Consider the following 20,889-nt stretch of genomic DNA (forward strand, 5'->3'; position numbering starts at 1 on the left):
ATCGCTTGGCTCATTCGCCAAACTGCCTCACTCTCAATTACGAACCGTGTTTATGGATTCTTACTTGCAACCCATTGCACAAATTTCATCGCCGTTTCCTTATTTTGCGTGTTTGATAATATCGCCATCATTTTATTTTCCGTATCGTATCCAGCAGTGCGAAGTATTTTATTTCCAGTTATATCAATGCCATACATGTTATAGTTTTTGTTATTGCCAGAATCCTTAATAGAATCCAATTGTAAGAAGGCCCCTTGTTGAAACAATATTAAAAAATCGCTTTTATCAATCAGGAGAATATCTATGTTCTTTGCTGTTATTTGTGCGAGTAGCTTTTGATGTAAATCAATATTAGCTGGCGAGCTGATTTCGCCATTAATTTCCCAAAAGCTGAATTTTATTTCCGATTGCGAAGTTTCCTTTAATATGTGCGGAGAAGCTTCCTTTTGCAGGGTTCGTTGTTGCTCTAAGTCAATTGAATTTCCGATAATCGTAACATTTAATGCTGATGGTTTTCGGTCATTACTAAAGAAGAAAAAAGGAATCATTAATGCAAGCACAAGTGCTCCGATAAGAATATGAGTTTTATAATGGTACCAAATGTTGTCTAGCTTTTTCATTAGTTGTCTTTGGGTCATTTCCATCACCTTTGTTTCATACTCATAGCAAAACATCCTATCTCGATGGATGTTTTGCTGAAAATACCACCCGAAACTTTTTAGGGGGTCATGTTCATCTTGATTATTTTGCTTTAACCCATTCACCTTTAATTTTATTTTCTTTTAACAGCTTATTAACATCACTAATGACATCTTTTCCGCCTTTGTTCAAATACTCATCGACATATTTATCCCAATCAGAAATTGCTCGTTGTCCTATGACCATTTTCGTTAATTCATTGGTTGCATACTCCGTTAATGCAGGCATCTTATTATCATAAACCTGTGAATGGATCCGGCCGACAGGGCTTACGTAAAAATCGGATTTAGATAGCATAGAAACCATAGTTTTATTGAATTCTCTCGCTTCTAATGTCTTAGATTGTTTTGCATAATCCTCCATGGATCGATCTTCCTCGGCCCATCCGCCTTGTTTCTGGTTAAAGAGAGCAAGCGGAGCATATTTACTGTATTCTTCTGTTAATTTCGGTACACCATCTACGATGTTATAACCTTTACCAGACCCACCCATCGTCCAGTCAAAATATTCGTTATCTGGCGTTTGTTTATCGGCTGGTACATACTTCTCCATATAATCTATCATTTCTAATATTTTCTCGACTTTTTTCGGGTCATTCTTCAATTTGGAACTTAGCATAAAAATTTGATAATACCCACCGCCTGACACGTACCCTTGCGACTTGTCTGGAGCCACAAATGGAGGAATCGCGGCAATTTTTGCATCCGGTGCAGATTTTCTTAAGGTTGCCAAATCAAGATTTTGCGGCTGAGCTCCCTTATCTATGCCAGGTTGCTCATACCAAATCCCAACTTTTCCTGCATTAAAATCTTTAAAGACATCATTATAAGGTTTAATGGCCCAGTCTTTGTCGAGGGCACCGGCCTTATACATTTCATTTAAGAAACTAACTTTTTCTTTACTTCCATCGGAAATTTGTCCAGGTATTAATTGACCATCCTTATTTTTGTGGTACCAAGTACTGCTCCAATACGCACCAAACGCTGGATCATACGTCATCCCTTTTGCAAGACCTAAACCCACGGTATCATTTTTACCGTTTCCATCGGGGTCCTTTGTTGCAAATGCAATCGCCACCTCTTTTAATTCTTCATAATTCGTTGGCATCTTTAACCCTAGCTTATCAAGCCAGTCTTGACGGATAACCGCTTTTTTGCCGCCTTTTGCTGGAAAATAAATCGGTATCCCATATTTTTTTCCGTTCACGCTTACCACATCCCAAACCGATTGAGGTATAGTTTTAAATGATTCATACTTTTTAACATAGTCATTTAATGGTAAAAATGCACCTTGTTTGGACCACTTCACATAGTTCGCATCCGCTCCTTCTGTCCCAACCACATCAGGGATATCGCCAGAAGCCATTTTTACCGTTAGCTTATCATCATATAAGTCAAACGGAATGTATTGTGGCTGAAAATCAACTTTGAATTTTTCATTTACTTTTTTAACCGCTTCACTTCCAGGTTCTGGAACAGGCTGCTCCCAAGTACCATTAAACCATGTGATTGACATTTTATCATTTTTGCTATCCTGTTTATCCGAAGAGGCCTTCTCATCCTTTGGCGAACAAGCAGCAAGCGCTCCCCCTAAAAGGACAGTCGATAATGTAATGGACATATAACGTTTCATCAAAGTTCTTCCCCCTTGTACTATTTTTCTTTTCGTTAAAGAAATCTACAATCTGAATGAATGCCTACTCTTTTACTGATCCGAGCATTACTCCTTTCGCGAAATGCTTTTGAAGAAACGGGTAAACAATCAGTATAGGAATCGTTGCAATTAGAATCGCAGCCATACCAACCGTCTCTGCTGGAGGCGGATTATCCATCCCCGCTTGCATGCCGCCAGCATCCAGTAGATTTCCTTGATTTAAAATGACAAGCTGCCTAAGTACGACTTGAACCGTCCATTTAGCTGGATCACTTAAATAAAGAAGCGCCGTAAAATACGAGTTCCATATTCCAACTGCGTAAAACAACCCAAATGCTGCTAACGCCGGCTTTGATAACGGGAGGATGATTTTCGTGAAAATTTGCAAATCATTTGCTCCATCAATAATGGCAGCTTCCGTTAAATCCATTGGTAGCCCCATAAAGAATTGCCTCATGACAATTAAATTGAACGAGCTAATAGCGCCCGGGATAATTAGGGACCATAGTGAATCCATTAAACCTGTTGCCTGAACAATCATATACGTTGGAATCATTCCTGCACCGAATACAAATGTAAATAATACGAGAAAAACATAAAATTTCTGTCCGAGAATATCCCTCGAAAGAGCATAAGCCATCATTGCCGTCAGTATCAAGCTGACAAAGGTGCCAACTACTGTTATATAGATGGTCACTCCAAGAGAACGAATGAACTCCTTAGAACCTAAAATATATTCATAGGCATCTAGCACCCACGTTTTTGGAAAAAGGAGTAAATCCGTCTTTACAAACTCTTCATAGGTTGCAAAAGAAACAACAAACATATAATAAAATGGAAACAGCATAGTTAATGCGATAAGACCCAGAAGGATGATATTAGTAATATCAGCGATTTTTTCCGATGGTTCCCTATTTTTCAGCACAAATACTTCCTCCTTTTCTAATAGACTCCTTCATCACCAAACCGTTTTGCTAAACGATTGGCAGCAACAATTAATATAAGTCCTATTACAGATTTGAATAATCCGACCGCTGTAGCAAAACTAAAGTCTGAATTTTGAATCCCCTTAAAGTAGACGAAAGTATCAAGCACGTTGCCAACTTCCATCGTGAAAGGAGTTAACATTAAGTAAATTTGTTCGAAGCCAACGTCCAAAACACTTCCTAATCTTAAAATTAATAAGATAATAATTGTACTTTTTAAAGCAGGCAATGTAATATACCAAATCTGCTGCCAGCGATTAGCACCATCAACAACCGCTGCTTCATATAAACTTGGATTAATACCTGAAAGAGCGGCAAGAAAAATGATTGTTCCCCAACCCGATTCTTTCCAAATTACCTCTAGAACAACCATTGGCATAAACCAATTAGGATCTTGTAGGAAAGCAACCGAATCCATTCCGAAAACGCTTCCAAGTATTCTGTTAACGATTCCGTCTGATTTCAGTAAAATCGTAACAATTCCAATTACAACTACCCACGATAAAAAGTGAGGTAAATAAACAATCGATTGGATTACTCTCTTGTATAAACTGCTTCTCACTTCATTCAGCATAATCGCGAGAATAATAGAAACTGGGAAAACGAATAAAATTTGAAGGAAAGATAACAATAGCGTATTCCATAAGACCCGAATCACTTCTTGATCTTCAAAAATGGTTTTAAAGTGCTTAAATCCCACCCATTCACTATGGAAAAAACCTTGAAAAGCACTAAAGTCCTGAAATGCAATAATGTTCCCAGCCATAGGGATATAACGATAGATAATGAAATAAAGAATCCCCGGTAATAACAGTAGATAGAGATAACGCTCTTTCCACAGTCTTTTCCCAATACTTATTTTTGATTGTGTATTTAAGTTTGTTTTTTCCTTTACATCACCGCTCAGTTCCGTCGTTGTTTGCAAATTTTCCATTTCTCTATGTCACTTCCTTTCAATGATATTCCTGGTTCAATTGTTGGACCCGAAATTTCCTTTATTGTTTGTATGTGGCTTTGAATTTCTTATGAATAACGTCTTCCATTTCGATTCTTTTTCTACTGGACTACATTCCTTTATTTTTTCCATTCTGTTAAATACCCTCATTGAAACCCACATAGAAAGAAACGAAAACAGACTTACACTAAAGAACGGAATTAATCCTGGAATGGTTTTAAATAATAAAATTAATACATAGTAGCCAATGATCATCAGAAGTGTATGAAAAGGTGATAAAATACCTATTAATAATGAAACGCTAAAATATCTGCTAAACTTGATGTCAAAATGAACGTATACGGGAAAGATATATAATAGAAGAATGAAAAACAAAATACTTAGCATGAAAACAAAGATTAATAGAAACCAATATGCAGCACCATTGGAAAAGCGGATAAGGGAAAGATTCAAATAGATTAGTAATCCACTGAGTGCAAGCATAATACCTAAAGCATTTGCTTTCCAAAACTCTTTCCGAAATGTTGTCCAATATACTTTCACGAATGATAGGTTATCATTGTTATTCATCATCCATTTGCGTACAGTAGTATATAGAGCTACCGTAGCAGGCATGATACCAAAAATCACACCTCCGCAAAGTGTAAAAACTATCCATAACAATTGAAATTGTGCTATTCTCATGACTTTTTCAGCGAAATAGTTAAATTTTTCTATCATTCCGAAACTTCCCATCTATCATTCTCCATTTCTCGTTTTCTGCTACCGAAATTCACACGATCGTTTTTGTTGAACTTTGACTGACCTCAATAACCTTTCCACCAGAGCGAATCGACTCAGTCGCTGCACAGCCGACCGCAACACTCATTCTTCCCGCATATGGTGTGGTTAAGGGCTGCTTGTTGTTTAAAACTAGTTCGACAAAGTCTCTGCATATTTTTGGATCCGCACCACCGTGGCTGCCTTGTTCTTTTTTCATGTCATAGGTTATGTCGCTAAGTTCATTCCATGAGTTTGATTTTCTCGTTTTCACATATACCTTTTCATTTACATCATCATTCTCTACTCTGCCTTTTGTACCGATAAAGGTATAGTTTCTTGAATAATCTGGTGTAAAGTGGCATTGCAAGTAGGAAGCTTTAATTCCGCCTTCAAGTTCCATAATCAACATATTATTGTCCTCAACATCGATTTCTTCCCGGAAAGCACATTGAGTTAATACGTTCAGACTCGCTTCCGTACAAGTATCCTTTTCATCACAAGTAGGACAGGTTAATGTATTTGGTTTCTCTCCACCGTAAAAATCGAGTCCCCCAAAAGCCGAAACCTTTTTTGTATATTTTCCAGTAATCCAATGGATCACATCAAGGTCATGAGAACCCTTTTGCAATAAAAGCGAAGTCGTATTTTTAGCTGTTCCATGCCAGTCATGGTAATAATAGTATCCGCCTAATCCGACAAAATGTCTTACCCAAACGGCTTTAAGATCACCGATTACCCCTGAATCAATAATCTCTTTCATTGTTTGGTACATACTCATATAACGCATATTAAAACCAACCATTAAATGCTTTCCAGACTTTTCCGCTTGTTCGATAATCCGGTCACATCCTTCTACTGTGATCGCTAAGGGCTTTTCACAATAGACGTGCTTTCCAGCTTGAAGTGCCGCAATGGCATGCTCTTCATGTAAATAATCGGGAGACAAAATGGCAATAGCATCAATATCCGTGCGAGCGAGTAACTCTTTATAATCGGTGGTAATATCTGCATGTTTGTTAATCTTTTCTTGAAAGGTTTTCAATCTTTCCATCGAAACATCGGCTGCAGCAACGACAACTGAATTTCCACCTGGGTTATGCCAATACTTTGCAATACCGCTCCGAAGTCCTGCACCAATAATCCCAATTCTTACAGTTTCCATTTGATACTTCCTCCTATCCCTTCTTCTTATCCCTGCTACTTTTGATTATTCCTCTTGGTGAACCACCTCCTTAAATTCTTGTGGAAGTATTTCCTTATTATCATCCAAATGTTTTCTACCTAGTTTTTAAAGATGACATGTTTGCTTTTTCGCCACCATTGGAACATCCTGCTGCTACAAATAACAATGCTGACAAAAAGAATATAAGCCACTTTTTCATCCCATTTTCACCAGTGCATTTATTACACACTAATGGTTAGTTGAACTAACTAACGATCTTTTACAAAAAGATTTGTATTTTAAACCAAGTATCCTCCCCATAAATAAAACGTTTACAAATAAGTGTTTTTATTTGTAAGAAACATTTTTTGTTCTTTCTATCACACAGATATAATGATGTCACTACCAGTTGAACTAACTAACTATGACTACTATATTGATTATGTATATGACAGATTCAATTATGATATAATGTTGTCATTACCAGTTGTTATGAAGTATACCATCTCAACTTTTTCTTCTGCAATATATTTTTCTGAATTTTTTAAATTTTTTATTAACCAACAAACTTATTCTATATTTTTATTTTGTAATGCAAACTATGAATTGAATTTCCTATAAAAGAAAAGTTTTTTTTATAAAATATATTCTTTTTATTAAAATCGGATTGATGAAGATTAATCATTAATACAAGATAAAGAAATCCTCCTCTCAAGTTTTTAGTTTACCTTGTCCAAACGAATAGCGAAAAATGAAGCCTAATTCATATAAAAGGGAGTGTTCCTATGATTCAAAAATTAAAATCATATTATGGTAAAGATATAAAGATTAATGAAGCCGTATTGTCTGAGGACTATAGCTGGTTTTTAGTTGAAGAACATAAAGTAGGGATTCGAAAAACTCGATTACATAAAAAGGAACATCTATTACTTTCATCTATCTTAACACCTATTCATACTGATACATTTTATGAAACAGAAAAAGAAAAATCGTGGTATGAAGTATTATATAAAAATAAGAACATCCCTATAGTATCGGTTCGTTTTTTACATTTCTTCACAACGCACCCTATAGTAGAAAGAGAAGAATTTCAATACGCTTTACAGTCTATGTTTCCTTTCACCACTACAACAATATGGGAAACTTCGCAAACTGGCACCCTCATCTTAGAAGAAAATGTACCGGAGTCTGTATTGCAAGCAGCCCTTGATACACTAGAAACAGATTTTTTTATATCTCTCTCCTTTTTCATGGGAAGACACTATACACAAACAAATGAAATTGCTCGACTATATCAATGGGAGCGAAATTTATTTTCTGTTCTTTCTCCCTATTTATCGCAAAAAATTACACACATTGAACAACTACTCCCTTATCAATTAATGATCTCATTACCGAAAGAAGAAAGAGAAAAATACACGAATCAATTATTAGCACACATTTCTAATAACAAGGAACTAATAGATAGTGTTAAAGTATTCTTCCAATGTAATTTAAATGTGTCACTTGCAGCTAAACAATTATATTTACATCGTAATACTTTGCAGTATCGAATTGATAAATTCATTGAAAAAACAGGAATTAATATAAAAACTTTTGAAGGTGCAGTAGCAGTTTATATGGCGTTTCTTTCATTGGATATTTCGTAAACTTGCATAAAAGCCTCTCATTCTTTTGTGCACCCTGCCAATTTACCTACGTCTAAAATAATCTTATAATTCAATTAATTAAAAAAAAGGAGTGAGTAATTATGACAGAACTTGTATTAGATCATATTTTTAAAGTTTATGATAATAAAACGACTGCTGTTTCTGATTTTAATTTACATATTGAAGATAAAGAGTTTATCGTATTTGTCGGACCTTCTGGATGTGGAAAATCAACAACTCTACGTATGATTGCTGGTCTAGAAGACATTTCCGATGGGTCGTTTTATATTGATGGAGAACGTATGAATGATGTCGCTCCAAAAGATCGCAACATTGCGATGGTATTTCAAAATTACGCACTATACCCGCATATGACTGTTTATGATAATATCGCGTTTGGCTTGAAACTACGCAAACTTCCAAAAGATGAAATTAATCGCCGAGTAACGGAGGCGGCGAAAATCTTAGGGCTTGAAGATTACTTACAACGAAAACCAAAGGCATTATCAGGTGGACAACGCCAACGTGTTGCACTAGGAAGAGCCATTGTCCGTGACGCAAAAGTATTTTTAATGGACGAGCCTCTATCGAATTTAGACGCAAAATTACGTGTAAGTATGCGTTCAGAAATCTCTAAACTGCATCGCCGTTTAAATACGACCACTATATATGTGACACATGACCAAACAGAAGCAATGACAATGGCATCGCGCCTAGTCGTTATGAAAGATGGACTCATTCAGCAAATTGGTACTCCAAAAGAAGTATATGATAATCCTGAAAACATTTTTGTTGGTGGATTCATTGGTTCTCCAGCTATGAATTTCTTTACTGGAACTTTACAAGATAAATATTTTCATATCGAAAATATTCGCTTCAAAGTACCAGATGGTCTACTAAAAACATTAAACAAACAGGGGTATAATGGAAAAGCAATCATACTCGGTATTCGTCCTGAAGACATTCATGATGAACCAATTGTTCTTCAAGCTTCTCCTGAATCCACTGTCGAAATTACAGTAGAAGTTGCTGAATTATTAGGTGCTGAAACGATGGTTCATGGCAAACTTGCGAGCCAAAACTTTATTGCACGAATCAATGCCCGTTCAGAAATTAAAGCTACCGATAAAATTCCGTTAGCTTTTAGTTTAACTAAAGCTCATTTTTTCGATATTGATACAGAACAACGTATACGTAATAAATAGACATACTTGATTAAAGTATAAACCAGTCTTCTTCCTGATCTTTCTGTACTATTTACCTATGAAAGGCCAGGAAGATTCTATTTGATATTTTATTTTTTTACAAGTATTATATTTAATCCTTTTCGTCTTCTATTGCTAACACCAGTTCTGGTGCAACTCAAGCAGTTCTTCTACTGGAATACCGTTTATTTTCATACCAGTTATATTACAATTTTCTATCTTAACGTTTTTAAGATTACTATTACTTATTGTACATCCTTCCAAATCAGATTTTTCAAATGAAATAGGTTCCTTTTCCGCTCCAAGATTTGTATTTTTGAATTGAACTCCACCTAATGTCACCAAATTAAATTTACTGCCCGAAAGATTTAAATCTGCATATGAGGAGTTCCTTAAATTTATATTTTTAAACTTTGATTGACTTAAATTACAATTACTCATATTAATATTCATTACATTGCTATAAACAAATGAACTATCTTTTAAGTTCACTTGATAATACTCTGTATTTGCCATATTACAGTTTTCATATTGCCCATTCTTCATATCATTATTATTAACTAAGTTCTCTTCGCTTGCAGCTGTCTTTACTCTTTTCACATAACAATATTCATCTTCCGTTTGAAAAATTGTTTCAAAGCCCATTTTTTTATAAAAATGGTGATTATTAATTTGTCTACTAGACGTCTCAAGATCCCAAATTCTTACGCTCGGAAACTCTTCTTCTATAAAATCGATAACCTGTGCTCCAATTCCTATTCCTTGATGTTTAGGATCTATAAATATACGATCAATTCTCCCGTAAGACTTACCAGAAATCGTAACTATAATCCCCCCAATAATTTCGTCATCCATTATCACTTTGAAGTAATCCAGCTCTTCAATCGAATATACAGTCATTTCAACTGAAGAATACCCAGGTGGTTGAATGTTATAATCAATTACATCCTCTTGGTCACACAACCATTGTTTTGCTTCTTCATCAAATGTTCTTTTCATTATTGCTGTTAACTTTTCTGCGTCTAAAATTGCAGCTTTTTCAATAGATATTATCGTCATTTCGCTTTCCCCTTAATTTTCATAAACAAATAACTTATATGAACAAACTAGTTACTAGTTTACTTTTGTTTTTATTGATTTCCCCATTATTACATATGGAACATCATCTTTACTTGGATGAAATGGTTCCAATACATTTACCCAATCTAATCTCTCATATAAAGAACGCGCCTTTTCATTGTTTATTTGTGTTGTTAAAACACTCGTTCTATTTGAAATCCCATCTAATAATCTATTATGTAATTTCGTCCCAAGACCCTCATTTCGATATTGTGGGTGTACTGCTAACTCTACAAATTCAAAACAATCATGTAACCATTCGTTTACTTGCTCTAGATTTAATGCTTCTCTCATTAATTGATTATAATACTGTCCCTCCATAGAGCGATAACCATAAGTAAAACCAATAGCTTCATTTTCATCATTTATTGCTACTACTCCTTTAAAATCTGTATACTCCATATGCCTTGTAATTCTTTCTACCATTTCATCAAAATTTGTTTTATCAAATACTTTACAATATAGTTTTGCGATATTAATAATTAAGGCTTCATCTTTTCGTATAGGTAATATTGTCATTTTCCCACTCCTATAATATCTGATTTTATTTACCAGCACTTGTGAATAATTATAAAATAAAGAATATTAAAACGGAATATTTATCTTTTTACTAATTTACCTAATACAATAAAAAGCTCTGGAGCATATTCATAAAAATCATGCTTCAGAACTTTTGTGAATTTCATGTTGTTCATTCATTAAGCGCCTTCTGTACCATAATCTTCAATTGTTATCTTCACATTATATTTGATTGGAGTTTTACTAAACACTTTATCCCAATCCTTTTCAACTTTCTTCCATACTTTTGGATACTCGATTTTCAAACTAGTATTAAAGCCAGCAACATCAGTTTTATATTCCTTTTGAATTTTTTGTAATGTATGCTTCACTAATCGCTTCACTTCTTGCTCCGCAGATTGCTCCACTCTTTTGAGAAACTCATTTTTAAAAGCTTCCTCTGACTCAGACCAATTTTCGGATAATCGACCTACAGACTGAACATTGACATCGAAAGATATTTTATCCCCTTTGACATGGGGCGTAATTTTACTTTTTATAGATTTCACTTCATACATCACTAATTTTTTCGTCTTTTCATCATAACTTTTCACCAAACCACTTTTCCCTTTTGCAGTTATCCACATTAAGCCTTCTAATTCATTCTCACTCAAAAAGCCACGAAGTTTTTTTGTGCTCCCTTTCATAACAGCAGCACCTACATATTTCACTTCTCCGTCTATAGAAATTACATTTGGCAAAAGAAAACTCGCTCCAGATTTCACCTTTCCTGGTAGTTTTGCAAGTGGCATCGGCGGTAAAATTCGTGAGGATCTATATTGATTATCCTCGATTTCAATCAAGCGAAATGCTGGAATTTCCCCAGATTCTTTTGATTCTAATACATCACTAGCTAGCCCCTTACTAACCATAATAAAGCAACTAGGTCTCATTTCATTATCACGAACATAAATGTCCAATAACTGCGTTAAATTATATGTTCGTGCAATACTTTCACTAACAACTATTACTTTTGTATGATGAAAAATGATAGGCCTTTGCCTTCTTAATGCAACTTCACGTATTGATTGATGAAGAGAATCTCCTGTTTCTTCAACATTCATATAAGCTTTTTGTTGTGATACTCCACCTTTTCCTCCGTCTGATGATGATTGTGCTTTAACAAATTGATAGGTGGTTGTTATTAAATTCTTCTTTTGATATCCGCCGCCCTTTTCTTCAATTTCTTTCTCAATCTTTGTTTCTTTTTCTTTATCTATTGCTAAACCTACGGCGAAACCTAACTCTTCAATTTCATGACTACTCCAGCATCCTGTAAGTAATAAGAGAAAAACAACTAACGTTACCCCTACAAAAATTTTTCTATTTTTAATACTTTGGTTCATGCCTTTTTTTCCTCCCCTTCGCTATCATAAGGAGAAGAAACGGGAGAATACCAAATAATATTATCGCTGCGTTACTAATCAAATTTCCAAATTCAAATAACTCATTTATATTTTTCGGAATTTCAGCAACGATATATATTACTGGAAGTAATCCATACAAAAAGGAATGAATATTTTTATTAAAGAGCTGCGCTAACCCTAAAGCAGCTGCATAATAGCAAATTGTATATGTTGCAAAGATTTGCATAATCCATATCACTAGTAACAAAGATTCAAACCGTTCAAAAATTAACCCCTGAATTTCAAAACTTCTCATAAGGTCAATTGTAGGCCATGTTCTCACCAATACACCATCGATAGAAAATGCTCCTATAACCATTACAACTGTAATAACATAAAAAAGTAAAGGAATCGTAGTGCCAATTATAACAACTTTTACACCTTGAGACGGTTTCTTCATAAATGCTAAAAGTAACAACATAATTTCTGATCCCGAATATGCCATAGTTGTTGTTTTTAGACCTTTTAATGCTGGAAGAATCCCTAATCCTAATACAGGACGAAGATTATCGAGTTCAAATATTCCAATACTCATAAAGGATGTAACTAGGAAAATAAAAACTGTAATTGGAAAAATAATTTCAAACAAACGTGCTATCGCATTTATTCCGCCTAAATTTAAATACAGACATATCCACATGAACGGCATAATAATAGCCCAGTCAGGCGTACCTTCTAGTAAAAAGAAACTTGTTATACCTTCCAACGATCTAAGCTCAAATGACGAAAGTGTTAAAAAGTAACCGATAATCAATAAATTAATTACCACCCCAAGCCATTTCCCTACAATTTCCTGGCTATATTGATAAAATGTTTTTCCAGGAAATTGTTGACTTAACTTCACGATAATTATGCCTGCAACTATCGCAATTAATCCTCCTAAAATAACCGTTATCCAAACATCAGGGGTTTGTACTTTCTCAGCTGCTGTTCTAGGTAAAGTGAGAATTCCGATAGCAAGTATATAATTGATAAGAATAACAGCTGCTTGTGAAGTAGGAATTTTGTCCTTTGAGTTCGTAATCACTCCTCTTCACTTCCTTTCCGTACATAGTCTTTTAAATTCAACATTTTTGGACGCCGTTTCATCATCTGAATTGGCATACGAACGATAAAATCCTTCCAATCGGTAAATTGATATAAGACGGCTGGGCTAGCATAAGGTACACCAAAACTTTTAAGCCTTGCAATATGACTGCATATAAATAGGAAAAATAGAATAACTCCATATAATCCGAATATCGCAGCGAAAAACATAGCTACAAAGCGAAGAATACGTAATGGGATTGCTGTACTATAATGAGAAAGTGCAAAAGAAGAAATAGCTGTGGCCGCCACAACAATTACCATGATTGGACTCACAATTCCAGCTGATACAGCTGCTTGCCCAATGATTAATCCTCCTACAATTCCCATCGCTGAACCAATCGGCTTAGGTAGTCGTAATCCTGCTTCTCGTAAAATTTCAATCGCAATTTCCATAAATAATCCTTCTATAATTGCAGGAAACGGAACGCCTTCTCGCCCTCCTATAATTGAAATGGCTAACTTAGTTGGAATCAATCCAGGATGGAATGAAATAAATGAAATGTACAGAGCGGGAGCAAATAGAGAAATAATGGCTGTTCCAAAGCGCAATAAGCGAATCAGTGTACCTGGTATCCAACGCTCATAATAATCTTCAGGCGATTGCATCATCATACTAAATGTAACTGGAACAATTAATGCAAAAGGTGTTCCATCCAATAAAATTGCAACCCTTCCTTCCATTAATGCCGCGATAACTTTATCAGGGCGTTCCGTACTCTGTACTTGCGGGAAAGGACTAAGATAATTATCTTCAATAAGTTGTTCTATATAACCTGACTCTGGCACATTATCAATATTAATTTTCTCAATTCTCTTCTTAACTTCTTCTACTAATTCTGGATCAGCAATCTCTTTCATAAAAGCAACAACCAAGTCTTTCTTAGCCCGCTCTCCTACATGAAATTTTACTAATGATAATCCTTCATTTTCACCGTGTAACCGCAACAAAGCAGTATTGTCCGATAAAACTTCTGTGAAACCTACCCGTGGGCCCCTAACCGACCCCTCTGATATTGGCTCTTCAACATTACGTGTTTTTCCTTTTTTTGTATTAAGTATTAATACATCTGATAATCCATCAATTAATAATGCCGTTGAACCCATTAACACTTTTGGCATCATTTTTTGGATAGATTGTACTTCATCGACTCCACTAATAGTAAGAACCCGGTTTCTAATAAACTCTTTTGAAATACTCTCTTTCACATTAGATGATTCATCTTTATACTCATCAAAAAAATTACACATTAATGATTTCAAAATGTGCGTATCAATAAGCTCTTTATCTGACAGCCCTTCTACAAAAACAAGAACTGCCCGGATGCTAGTCCCGCCGATATTAAACTCTCGACAATAAACGTCCGAGTTATTAAGAGCTTCTTTTTTTATAACCTCTAAATCTAAGTTGAAATCACCTGTAAAATAGGCTTCAGGAACTTTAGTATGCTCATCTTCATATGTATTACTTTGATTAACCATTGAATCTTGAGCTTTCACCTTCATCACTCTTTCTCCAATAAATCTTTTTATACCACTCTTCTTTACATTTCAATATTTGTTTTCACTTGAATGTAGTTCGTTATATTATTCTTTTTCTAATGCACGAATCCAACTAAAAAATCTAGAAATTATATATGGAATGAAAAGTACGATAAAAGCTTGTATAAAAATTTTCCACTCAGGTACATAAGAAACAATCGTGTCCCACATTTTAATCACCCTATAACAACACATAATTTTAGAAATTCCTCACTCAATTGGAATTTCTTACGAATTATTATGTCTGATAAGAAAAATTTTGATGCACTTAAAACCTCATGTTACATTTCCTCTATATTTTTCGTTGTATATTCAAAATGGTCATTCTTTATCAGACAAACCAAAAAGAAGGTTGCCTAAAAATCAGTTTTACTGACCTTATCGGCAACCTTCTTTTATAAAGTATCTTCTTTTTGTAATTGCTTTTCTTCTTTCCAAAGCTTTCCTGGCCAAAAAGCGTAACGCCCTAAAACAACCGTAATCGCCGGTACAAGTAATGGTCTTACAATAAATGTATCTAGCAATACGCCGATTGCAGTCACAATACCAAATTGAACAAGAACTTGAATTGGTAACGTACCTAACACTGCAAATGTTCCTGCTAAAATTAAACCAGCTGATGTAATTACACTACCTGTTTGGATAACACCACTTTTTACTGCATCCAAGTGATTTTGTTTCTTTCTATTTTTCCATATTTCTGAAACCATAAAGATATTATAATCTTCACCTAAAGCAACTAAAAATACGAATGCGTATAACGGTATCGCTCCTTGTATTGCCGACGCTCCCATACCAAAGTGAAGTAATATCCATCCTGCCCCTAATGCTGAGAAGAATGATAAAACAACCGTTACTATTAAATAAATCATCGCTACAATAGATCGTAAGTAAACTAATAACAATAAAGCTATAATACTAATCATGACTGGAATAATAACTGCTTCATCGCGTTCAGTAATTTGTTTTGTATCATATAATGACGCTGTTTCTCCACCAATCCATACTTGATTTTCAACATTATTAATCCCAGCATCTTTTAATACTTTTTCTACACTACTTTTCAATTTAGGGATTTGATCTAATGCTTCAATTGAGTAAGGATTTTCCGCTAAAGAAACTTCATACATTTGTATTTGCTTATTTTCTTTACCCTCTTTTGGCTCTTTCACCGTATTTACAAAAGAAAATTTCTCTATCTCTTGTTTAATAGGAAGCTCTTTTCCTTTCGTATCCACAACAACTTTTACCGGTGCTAATTCACCAGATGAAAAATGATTACTAATTAACGTAAACCCTTCACGGGAAGGCATATCTTTTGGAAATGATTCTAATAGATCATAAGTGTATTGAATACGTGGTACGAATGAAGCCAATCCACCTAATACAAATACAGTTAGCATAATAATTGTCCACGGTCTTCGTACTACAATATCTCCAAGTTTTTTACTTAAGAATCCTTTTGATTTTTTGACTTTTATTACTTTCTTTTTCCTTTTTGCAAAATCTTCATTCATCGAAGTTGTTCTTGGTATAAACGGGAAGAATGCAACTCTACCGAAAATTAATAATAACGCTGGTAAAATCGTTAAAGCTGCAACCCCCATTATGAATACAGCTACACTAAATGGAACTGCAAATCGATGAAAAGCTCCATAATGAGCAAGTAATAATGTTCCTAATCCAAGTACGACAGTTAATGCACTCATTATAATTGCTCCGCCAGATGCTTTAATCGCGAGTTGCAGCGCTTTATATTTACTTTCTTCTTCTAACAAGTACTCTCTATATCTCGAAATTAAAAATAGACAATAGTCCGTTCCAGCGCCAAATAATAAAACTGTCATAATTGATATTGCCTGTGCATCTACTTTAATCCATCCATGATCGGCTAAAAAACCAAGTGTCGGACTAATAATTCCGTACGCAAAGCCCACAACAACTATAGGTAAAATCGCTAAAATTGGAGAGCGATACAGTAAAATTAATAAAACTAATACTAGTAATACAGTAGCAACTAATAATTTCACATCTGCTTGACTAAACAAGCTAACCGCATCCGTTTGAATGCCTACAGGTCCAGATAATCGAACGTGTAAACCAGAGTCACTTATTTTTTGTTTAAATGGATCTTCATCCACCTTACTATTCACTATTCTTCTTAAATCTTCAAGGTTTCCTTTTAGAATATCCGTACCAGCAGATTTATTAAAGAATACTGGTGTAACAAATGATGTACCATCTTTTGATGCACTTTTTGATAATACTTGCTCTGGAATTGTATCAAATGGTGGTAACGTTGATTGTTCTTTTAAAGGACTAGTCTTTAACTCTTTATAAACGTCCTGTATTAGTTTATAGTCTTTTGACTGTAATCCACCATCTCTATACCATACTACTAACAACGGATTTCCTGCATTATTAGGAAACTCTTTTTTCATAACTGCTTCCGCTTGCTGTGACATTGCTGTTTCGGGTAAATTTTTCGGATTCGGTTCTTTCGTACTGTTTACTTGTGGTAACGTAAATGAAAGTACTAATGTAATAAGAATCCAAACCGATAAAGTTATCCATTGCGTATGCTTCCCTGCTACAAGCCTCCCTAACATATGTAACGGGTGCTTTTTCATAAAACCCACCTTCCTTTTCCCCTTCATTATTAATTATATATACCGGTCAGTTAATTAATCAAGAATGATTAAAAATTATGTTATAATTATCTCAATACTAAATGTCAGGAGCGAATGTATTTGGAACAAAAACAACGTCCTCTCGGAAGACCTCGCCAAAATAAAAATACAAAATCTACAAAAGAACTGATTTTAGAAGTTGCAACTCGGTTATTTCTTACTCAAAATTATCAAGTAGTTTCAATGGATGAGGTCGCGAAAGAATGTGGTGTTACGAAAGCAACCGTCTACTATTATTATTCAACAAAAGCCGATTTATTTACTGCTACAATGATTCAAATGATGAGACGTATACGAGAAAATATGGATCAAATACTTTCTACAAATAAAACTTTAAAAGAAAGATTATTGGACTTCGCTAAAGTCTACTTACATGCAACGTTAGATATTGATATGAAGAATTTTATGAAAGATGCAAAACTATCGTTATCTGAAGAACAATTGAAAGATTTAAAAAATGCCGAGGATAACATGTATGAAGTATTGGAAAAAGCAATCGATAACGCTATTAACCTTGGAGAGATCCCTAAAGGAAACCCTAAATTTGCTGCCCATGCTTTCGTAGCTTTATTATCCATTGGGAATATTAAAGATGAGAATCACAATCCTATTATTGTAAGTATAGATGAATTAGCACAAGAAATCGTTTCTTTTTATTGGAATGGATTAAATCATTAATCTGGAATAAGGTTAAACTTTAATCAGCCCGAACTTCACCTACGCTGAATTTTGAGGTGAAGATCTTACTGCCCACAAATAGCGGGATAAATTCCGCCTAATAAAAGAGCATGCTTGAGTAATTTCAAACATGCTCTTTTATTATTTATTAAGAGTTCGATTTATAAAATAGTAATTAAATTAATTTTTTAACATCGTTTAATGTGTTTGGTCATCCCAATTGAAAATGCTTCAAATCCGATAGATTCATAGTAAGGTTGCAATTTTTCTACACACATAAGTTGTGGAATAACCTTATGTTGTTCACAGTGCTGGATTAATCGTTTCACTATTTCTTTCCCAATGCCACTAGACTGATATTTTGGCAATACACCAACTCCACAAATAATGCCTGTTATGACTCCATCTGATATGACACGTCCCATCCCTACTAACCTCTTATCATCAAAAACATAAATTGCATGCCAACTTTGTTTACACATTCGCTCTAGCTCGTTAACCGTTAATTTAAGAGAATTCCATCCTAAAGATTCATATAACGCTAATAATCCATTGAAGTCTGTTGGGTGTTCAATTGTGTAGCGTATGTTATTTTTCATTTAAATACTCCCTATTCTCTGGCTTGTTTACCTTTCGTAAAATCACCAATTACAGCCTTTAATTGTCACAAAATTAACTAGAACAATACTTCAATATAAAGAATAAAATTCCTTCTCTACAAAAAGGATATAAATAGCTTCTAAAGAATAATAAAAAGAAATCGTAATAATTTATGTATTTAGACATGGAGAAGCTGATTTAAATAAGAAAAAAAGGTATCTCTCCATTGAGAATTACCTTTTTTTTATAAATCTATCATTATATTATCAGCCAAAAATCATACAGCTACATACGATAAGAACAAACACAACTAATAAACTATTTGAGAAATAACCCATAGAATACTACCCCTTTATTTAATTATGTAAAAGATTTTATCATAAAATTATTCACAACATAACAACTGAAAAAGACATTGCATTCATTAGTTAAATATATTTAGTAATATTTTATTTCCAGTCATATTTTCCTTTCCTAAAAGCACTTCTCATACTCCACTACTTCAGTCCACATAAATTAAGAAAATAACAAATTAGTAAATTTAAATTTACTATATTTAATTAAATCATTTGATTTCCTGTTAAATTAGTAATAAAATAATGACTAAATTCATAAAGGAAGAGAAAACAATGGCCCATAACGAATTATTAAACGAATACATGAATTTATTATTAAATATGTCCGGTACTTTTAAATTACTATCGGAGAAATCCTCTGAGTTTACACATTTAGAGCAACACGTAGTGGAGTATATCGTCCAGCAAAAAGTACCTGTAAATTTAAAAATGATTGCTAGTTACTTAAACATCCCTAAGCAACAATTAAGTGTAACAGTACGTAACTTAGAACTAAACGGATATATTGTAAAAAAGCAAAATACGGTAGACAAAAGAGCTGTATTAATTTCTCTGACAGAAAAAGCTGAAAAGGTGCACTATGAGAGGTGGAAACAAATTTATAATAATTTCACAGTTAATCTCGATAAATTATCTGAAGAAGAACAACGAGATTTAACTTACGGACTATATAAAACAAATAGAATGCTTTCAAAAATGTTAAATAACGACTAATTATATTGTTTATTATTAAACGGAGGATGTTTCATGGTTAAAGAATTAGATTTACAATCAGTACAAGGCACTATGCTTATTCCCCTATGGGGGCGAGCATATGGCAGTGAGAAAAATAAGGATATTTTAAATGATACAGAGGCTATTCGGATTATTAAAGAATGTGATTTTAACTTCTCAACAATAGCAAATACCTTTGGTGAATACGGATGTATCACATACATTACCCGTGCACGAAAAATAGACGATACGATAAAAAAATTTATAACAAAACATCCGAATGCTACCATTGTAAATATCGGTTCCGGACTAGACACTACTTTTTCAAGAATCGATAACGGTACAATACATTGGTACAACCTTGATTTGCCCGATGCAATCTCTTTTCGCAAGACTTTAATTGAAGATACACCGAGAAATATTAGCATCGCTAAATCATTTTTTGATACTTCTTGGTTTGACGATTTAAAATATGATCCAAACGACGGTATTCTCTTTATTTCAGCAGGTGTGTTTTATTACTTTAAAGAAGAAGATTTAAAAGAGATCATAGTTGCTTTGTCAAAACGTTTCCCTGGAGGAGAGTTATATTTTGATGCTGAATCAAAATTCGCACTGAATCTTTCGAATGCTACAGTAAAAAAATCTGGTAATAAAGGCGCTATGATGTATTTTTATGTAAACAATCCAAAATCAATAGAAAAATGGTCTTCTAACTTAAAAGTATTAAGCTGCTCCCCTTTCTTTAAAGATATACCTACAAATAAAGATTGGGATGGTAGTACGCGTATAATGATGCGAATTGTAAACTTAATAAAGATGTTGAAGTTTGTTCATTTGCGGTTCGAAAAATAATAAATAAAGAGGATCTCAATAAATTTATATTTAGGTCATAGATGTTAAACTTAATAAAATCAAAGGAAGGAATATCTTTGATTTGTACAAAATGTTCCTGCCTTTTTATTATGGGGTATCGATACATAGCCATCTAGCTAAGATTTTGAAGTACTACAAAATCAAAAATTTCATCTCACCACAGTTTTCTATGAGAATCCAGTGCTTTTTTTCG

Annotated in this window: 18 protein-coding genes; 5 read left to right on the top strand and 13 right to left on the bottom strand. The window is 34.1% G+C overall.

Annotated features, from left to right (window positions below; translation table 11 throughout):
- Positions 1-50 precede the first annotated feature (50 nt).
- The 6 genes from COC96_RS00840 to COC96_RS00865 form a co-directional block, all read right to left on the bottom strand.
- Entirely contained in the window at positions 51-638 is a 588-nt protein-coding gene (locus tag COC96_RS00840; protein WP_142339936.1) for a hypothetical protein, read from the bottom strand.
- 103 nt (positions 639-741) lie between these two features.
- Positions 742-2,331 (bottom strand): extracellular solute-binding protein, encoded by a 1,590-nt coding sequence (locus COC96_RS00845; protein WP_098768101.1) that lies wholly within the window; start codon positions 2,329-2,331, stop codon positions 742-744.
- A gap of 64 nt (positions 2,332-2,395) precedes the next feature.
- Positions 2,396-3,274 (bottom strand): carbohydrate ABC transporter permease, encoded by an 879-nt coding sequence (locus COC96_RS00850; protein ID WP_180234946.1) that lies wholly within the window; start codon positions 3,272-3,274, stop codon positions 2,396-2,398.
- 20 nt (positions 3,275-3,294) lie between these two features.
- A complete protein-coding gene (locus COC96_RS00855; protein ID WP_098768103.1) occupies positions 3,295-4,272 on the bottom strand; it encodes an ABC transporter permease in 978 nt (325 codons plus the stop codon).
- 36 nt (positions 4,273-4,308) lie between these two features.
- Positions 4,309-5,013 carry a YesL family protein gene (locus COC96_RS00860; protein ID WP_257201246.1) on the bottom strand — a complete coding sequence of 235 codons (705 nt, stop codon included), beginning with the start codon at positions 5,011-5,013 and terminating at the stop codon, positions 4,309-4,311.
- Between the two features lie 52 nt (positions 5,014-5,065).
- Positions 5,066-6,217 (bottom strand): Gfo/Idh/MocA family protein, encoded by a 1,152-nt coding sequence (locus tag COC96_RS00865; protein ID WP_098768105.1) that lies wholly within the window; start codon positions 6,215-6,217, stop codon positions 5,066-5,068.
- A gap of 785 nt (positions 6,218-7,002) precedes the next feature.
- Here COC96_RS00865 and COC96_RS00870 point away from each other — a divergent pair.
- Positions 7,003-7,866, top strand: coding sequence for a PucR family transcriptional regulator (locus tag COC96_RS00870; protein ID WP_098266761.1), 864 nt, complete (start codon positions 7,003-7,005; stop codon positions 7,864-7,866).
- A 101-nt stretch (positions 7,867-7,967) separates the two neighbouring features.
- Positions 7,968-9,071 carry an ABC transporter ATP-binding protein gene (locus COC96_RS00875; RefSeq protein WP_098266760.1) on the top strand — a complete coding sequence of 368 codons (1,104 nt, stop codon included), beginning with the start codon at positions 7,968-7,970 and terminating at the stop codon, positions 9,069-9,071.
- A 135-nt stretch (positions 9,072-9,206) separates the two neighbouring features.
- Here the strand turns inward: COC96_RS00875 and COC96_RS00880 are convergent, their stop codons facing one another.
- The 6 genes from COC96_RS00880 to COC96_RS00910 form a co-directional block, all read right to left on the bottom strand.
- Positions 9,207-10,130, bottom strand: coding sequence for a GNAT family N-acetyltransferase (locus COC96_RS00880; protein WP_098266759.1), 924 nt, complete (start codon positions 10,128-10,130; stop codon positions 9,207-9,209).
- Positions 10,131-10,184: 54 nt separating this feature from the next.
- The gene (locus COC96_RS00885) at positions 10,185-10,709 is read right to left on the bottom strand and encodes a GNAT family N-acetyltransferase (protein WP_098768106.1); all 525 of its coding nucleotides are present in this window, start codon (positions 10,707-10,709) and stop codon (positions 10,185-10,187) included.
- A 179-nt stretch (positions 10,710-10,888) separates the two neighbouring features.
- The gene (locus tag COC96_RS00890; protein WP_098768107.1) at positions 10,889-12,094 is read right to left on the bottom strand and encodes a Ger(x)C family spore germination protein; all 1,206 of its coding nucleotides are present in this window, start codon (positions 12,092-12,094) and stop codon (positions 10,889-10,891) included.
- Positions 12,078-13,181, bottom strand: a complete 1,104-nt coding sequence (locus tag COC96_RS00895; RefSeq protein WP_098768108.1) for a spore germination protein — start codon at positions 13,179-13,181, stop codon at positions 12,078-12,080. The genes COC96_RS00890 and COC96_RS00895 overlap by 17 nt, the downstream gene beginning before the upstream one ends.
- Positions 13,178-14,746, bottom strand: coding sequence for a spore germination protein (locus COC96_RS00900; RefSeq protein ID WP_098266755.1), 1,569 nt, complete (start codon positions 14,744-14,746; stop codon positions 13,178-13,180). Before COC96_RS00900 ends, COC96_RS00895 begins: the two co-directional genes overlap by 4 nt.
- A gap of 431 nt (positions 14,747-15,177) precedes the next feature.
- The gene (locus COC96_RS00910; protein ID WP_098266940.1) at positions 15,178-17,412 is read right to left on the bottom strand and encodes an MMPL family transporter; all 2,235 of its coding nucleotides are present in this window, start codon (positions 17,410-17,412) and stop codon (positions 15,178-15,180) included.
- 120 nt (positions 17,413-17,532) lie between these two features.
- Here COC96_RS00910 and COC96_RS00915 point away from each other — a divergent pair, with 120 nt between their 5' ends.
- Positions 17,533-18,150: a TetR/AcrR family transcriptional regulator gene (locus tag COC96_RS00915; RefSeq protein ID WP_141536088.1), complete on the top strand. Its 618-nt coding sequence runs from the start codon at positions 17,533-17,535 to the stop codon at positions 18,148-18,150.
- Positions 18,151-18,338: 188 nt separating this feature from the next.
- Here the strand turns inward: COC96_RS00915 and COC96_RS00920 are convergent, their stop codons facing one another.
- On the bottom strand, positions 18,339-18,749 hold the full coding sequence (locus COC96_RS00920; RefSeq protein ID WP_098266752.1) for a GNAT family N-acetyltransferase: 411 nt from the start codon (positions 18,747-18,749) through the stop codon (positions 18,339-18,341).
- Between the two features lie 630 nt (positions 18,750-19,379).
- Between COC96_RS00920 and COC96_RS00925 the strand changes: the two genes are divergently transcribed.
- Positions 19,380-19,820 carry a MarR family winged helix-turn-helix transcriptional regulator gene (locus tag COC96_RS00925; protein WP_098768109.1) on the top strand — a complete coding sequence of 147 codons (441 nt, stop codon included), beginning with the start codon at positions 19,380-19,382 and terminating at the stop codon, positions 19,818-19,820.
- A gap of 33 nt (positions 19,821-19,853) precedes the next feature.
- Positions 19,854-20,675, top strand: a complete 822-nt coding sequence (locus COC96_RS00930; protein ID WP_098768110.1) for a class I SAM-dependent methyltransferase — start codon at positions 19,854-19,856, stop codon at positions 20,673-20,675.
- The last annotated feature ends 214 nt before the right edge of the window (positions 20,676-20,889 follow it).

This window comes from Bacillus cereus, assembly GCF_002577405.1.
Taxonomy (GTDB): domain Bacteria; phylum Bacillota; class Bacilli; order Bacillales; family Bacillaceae_G; genus Bacillus_A; species Bacillus_A cereus_AU.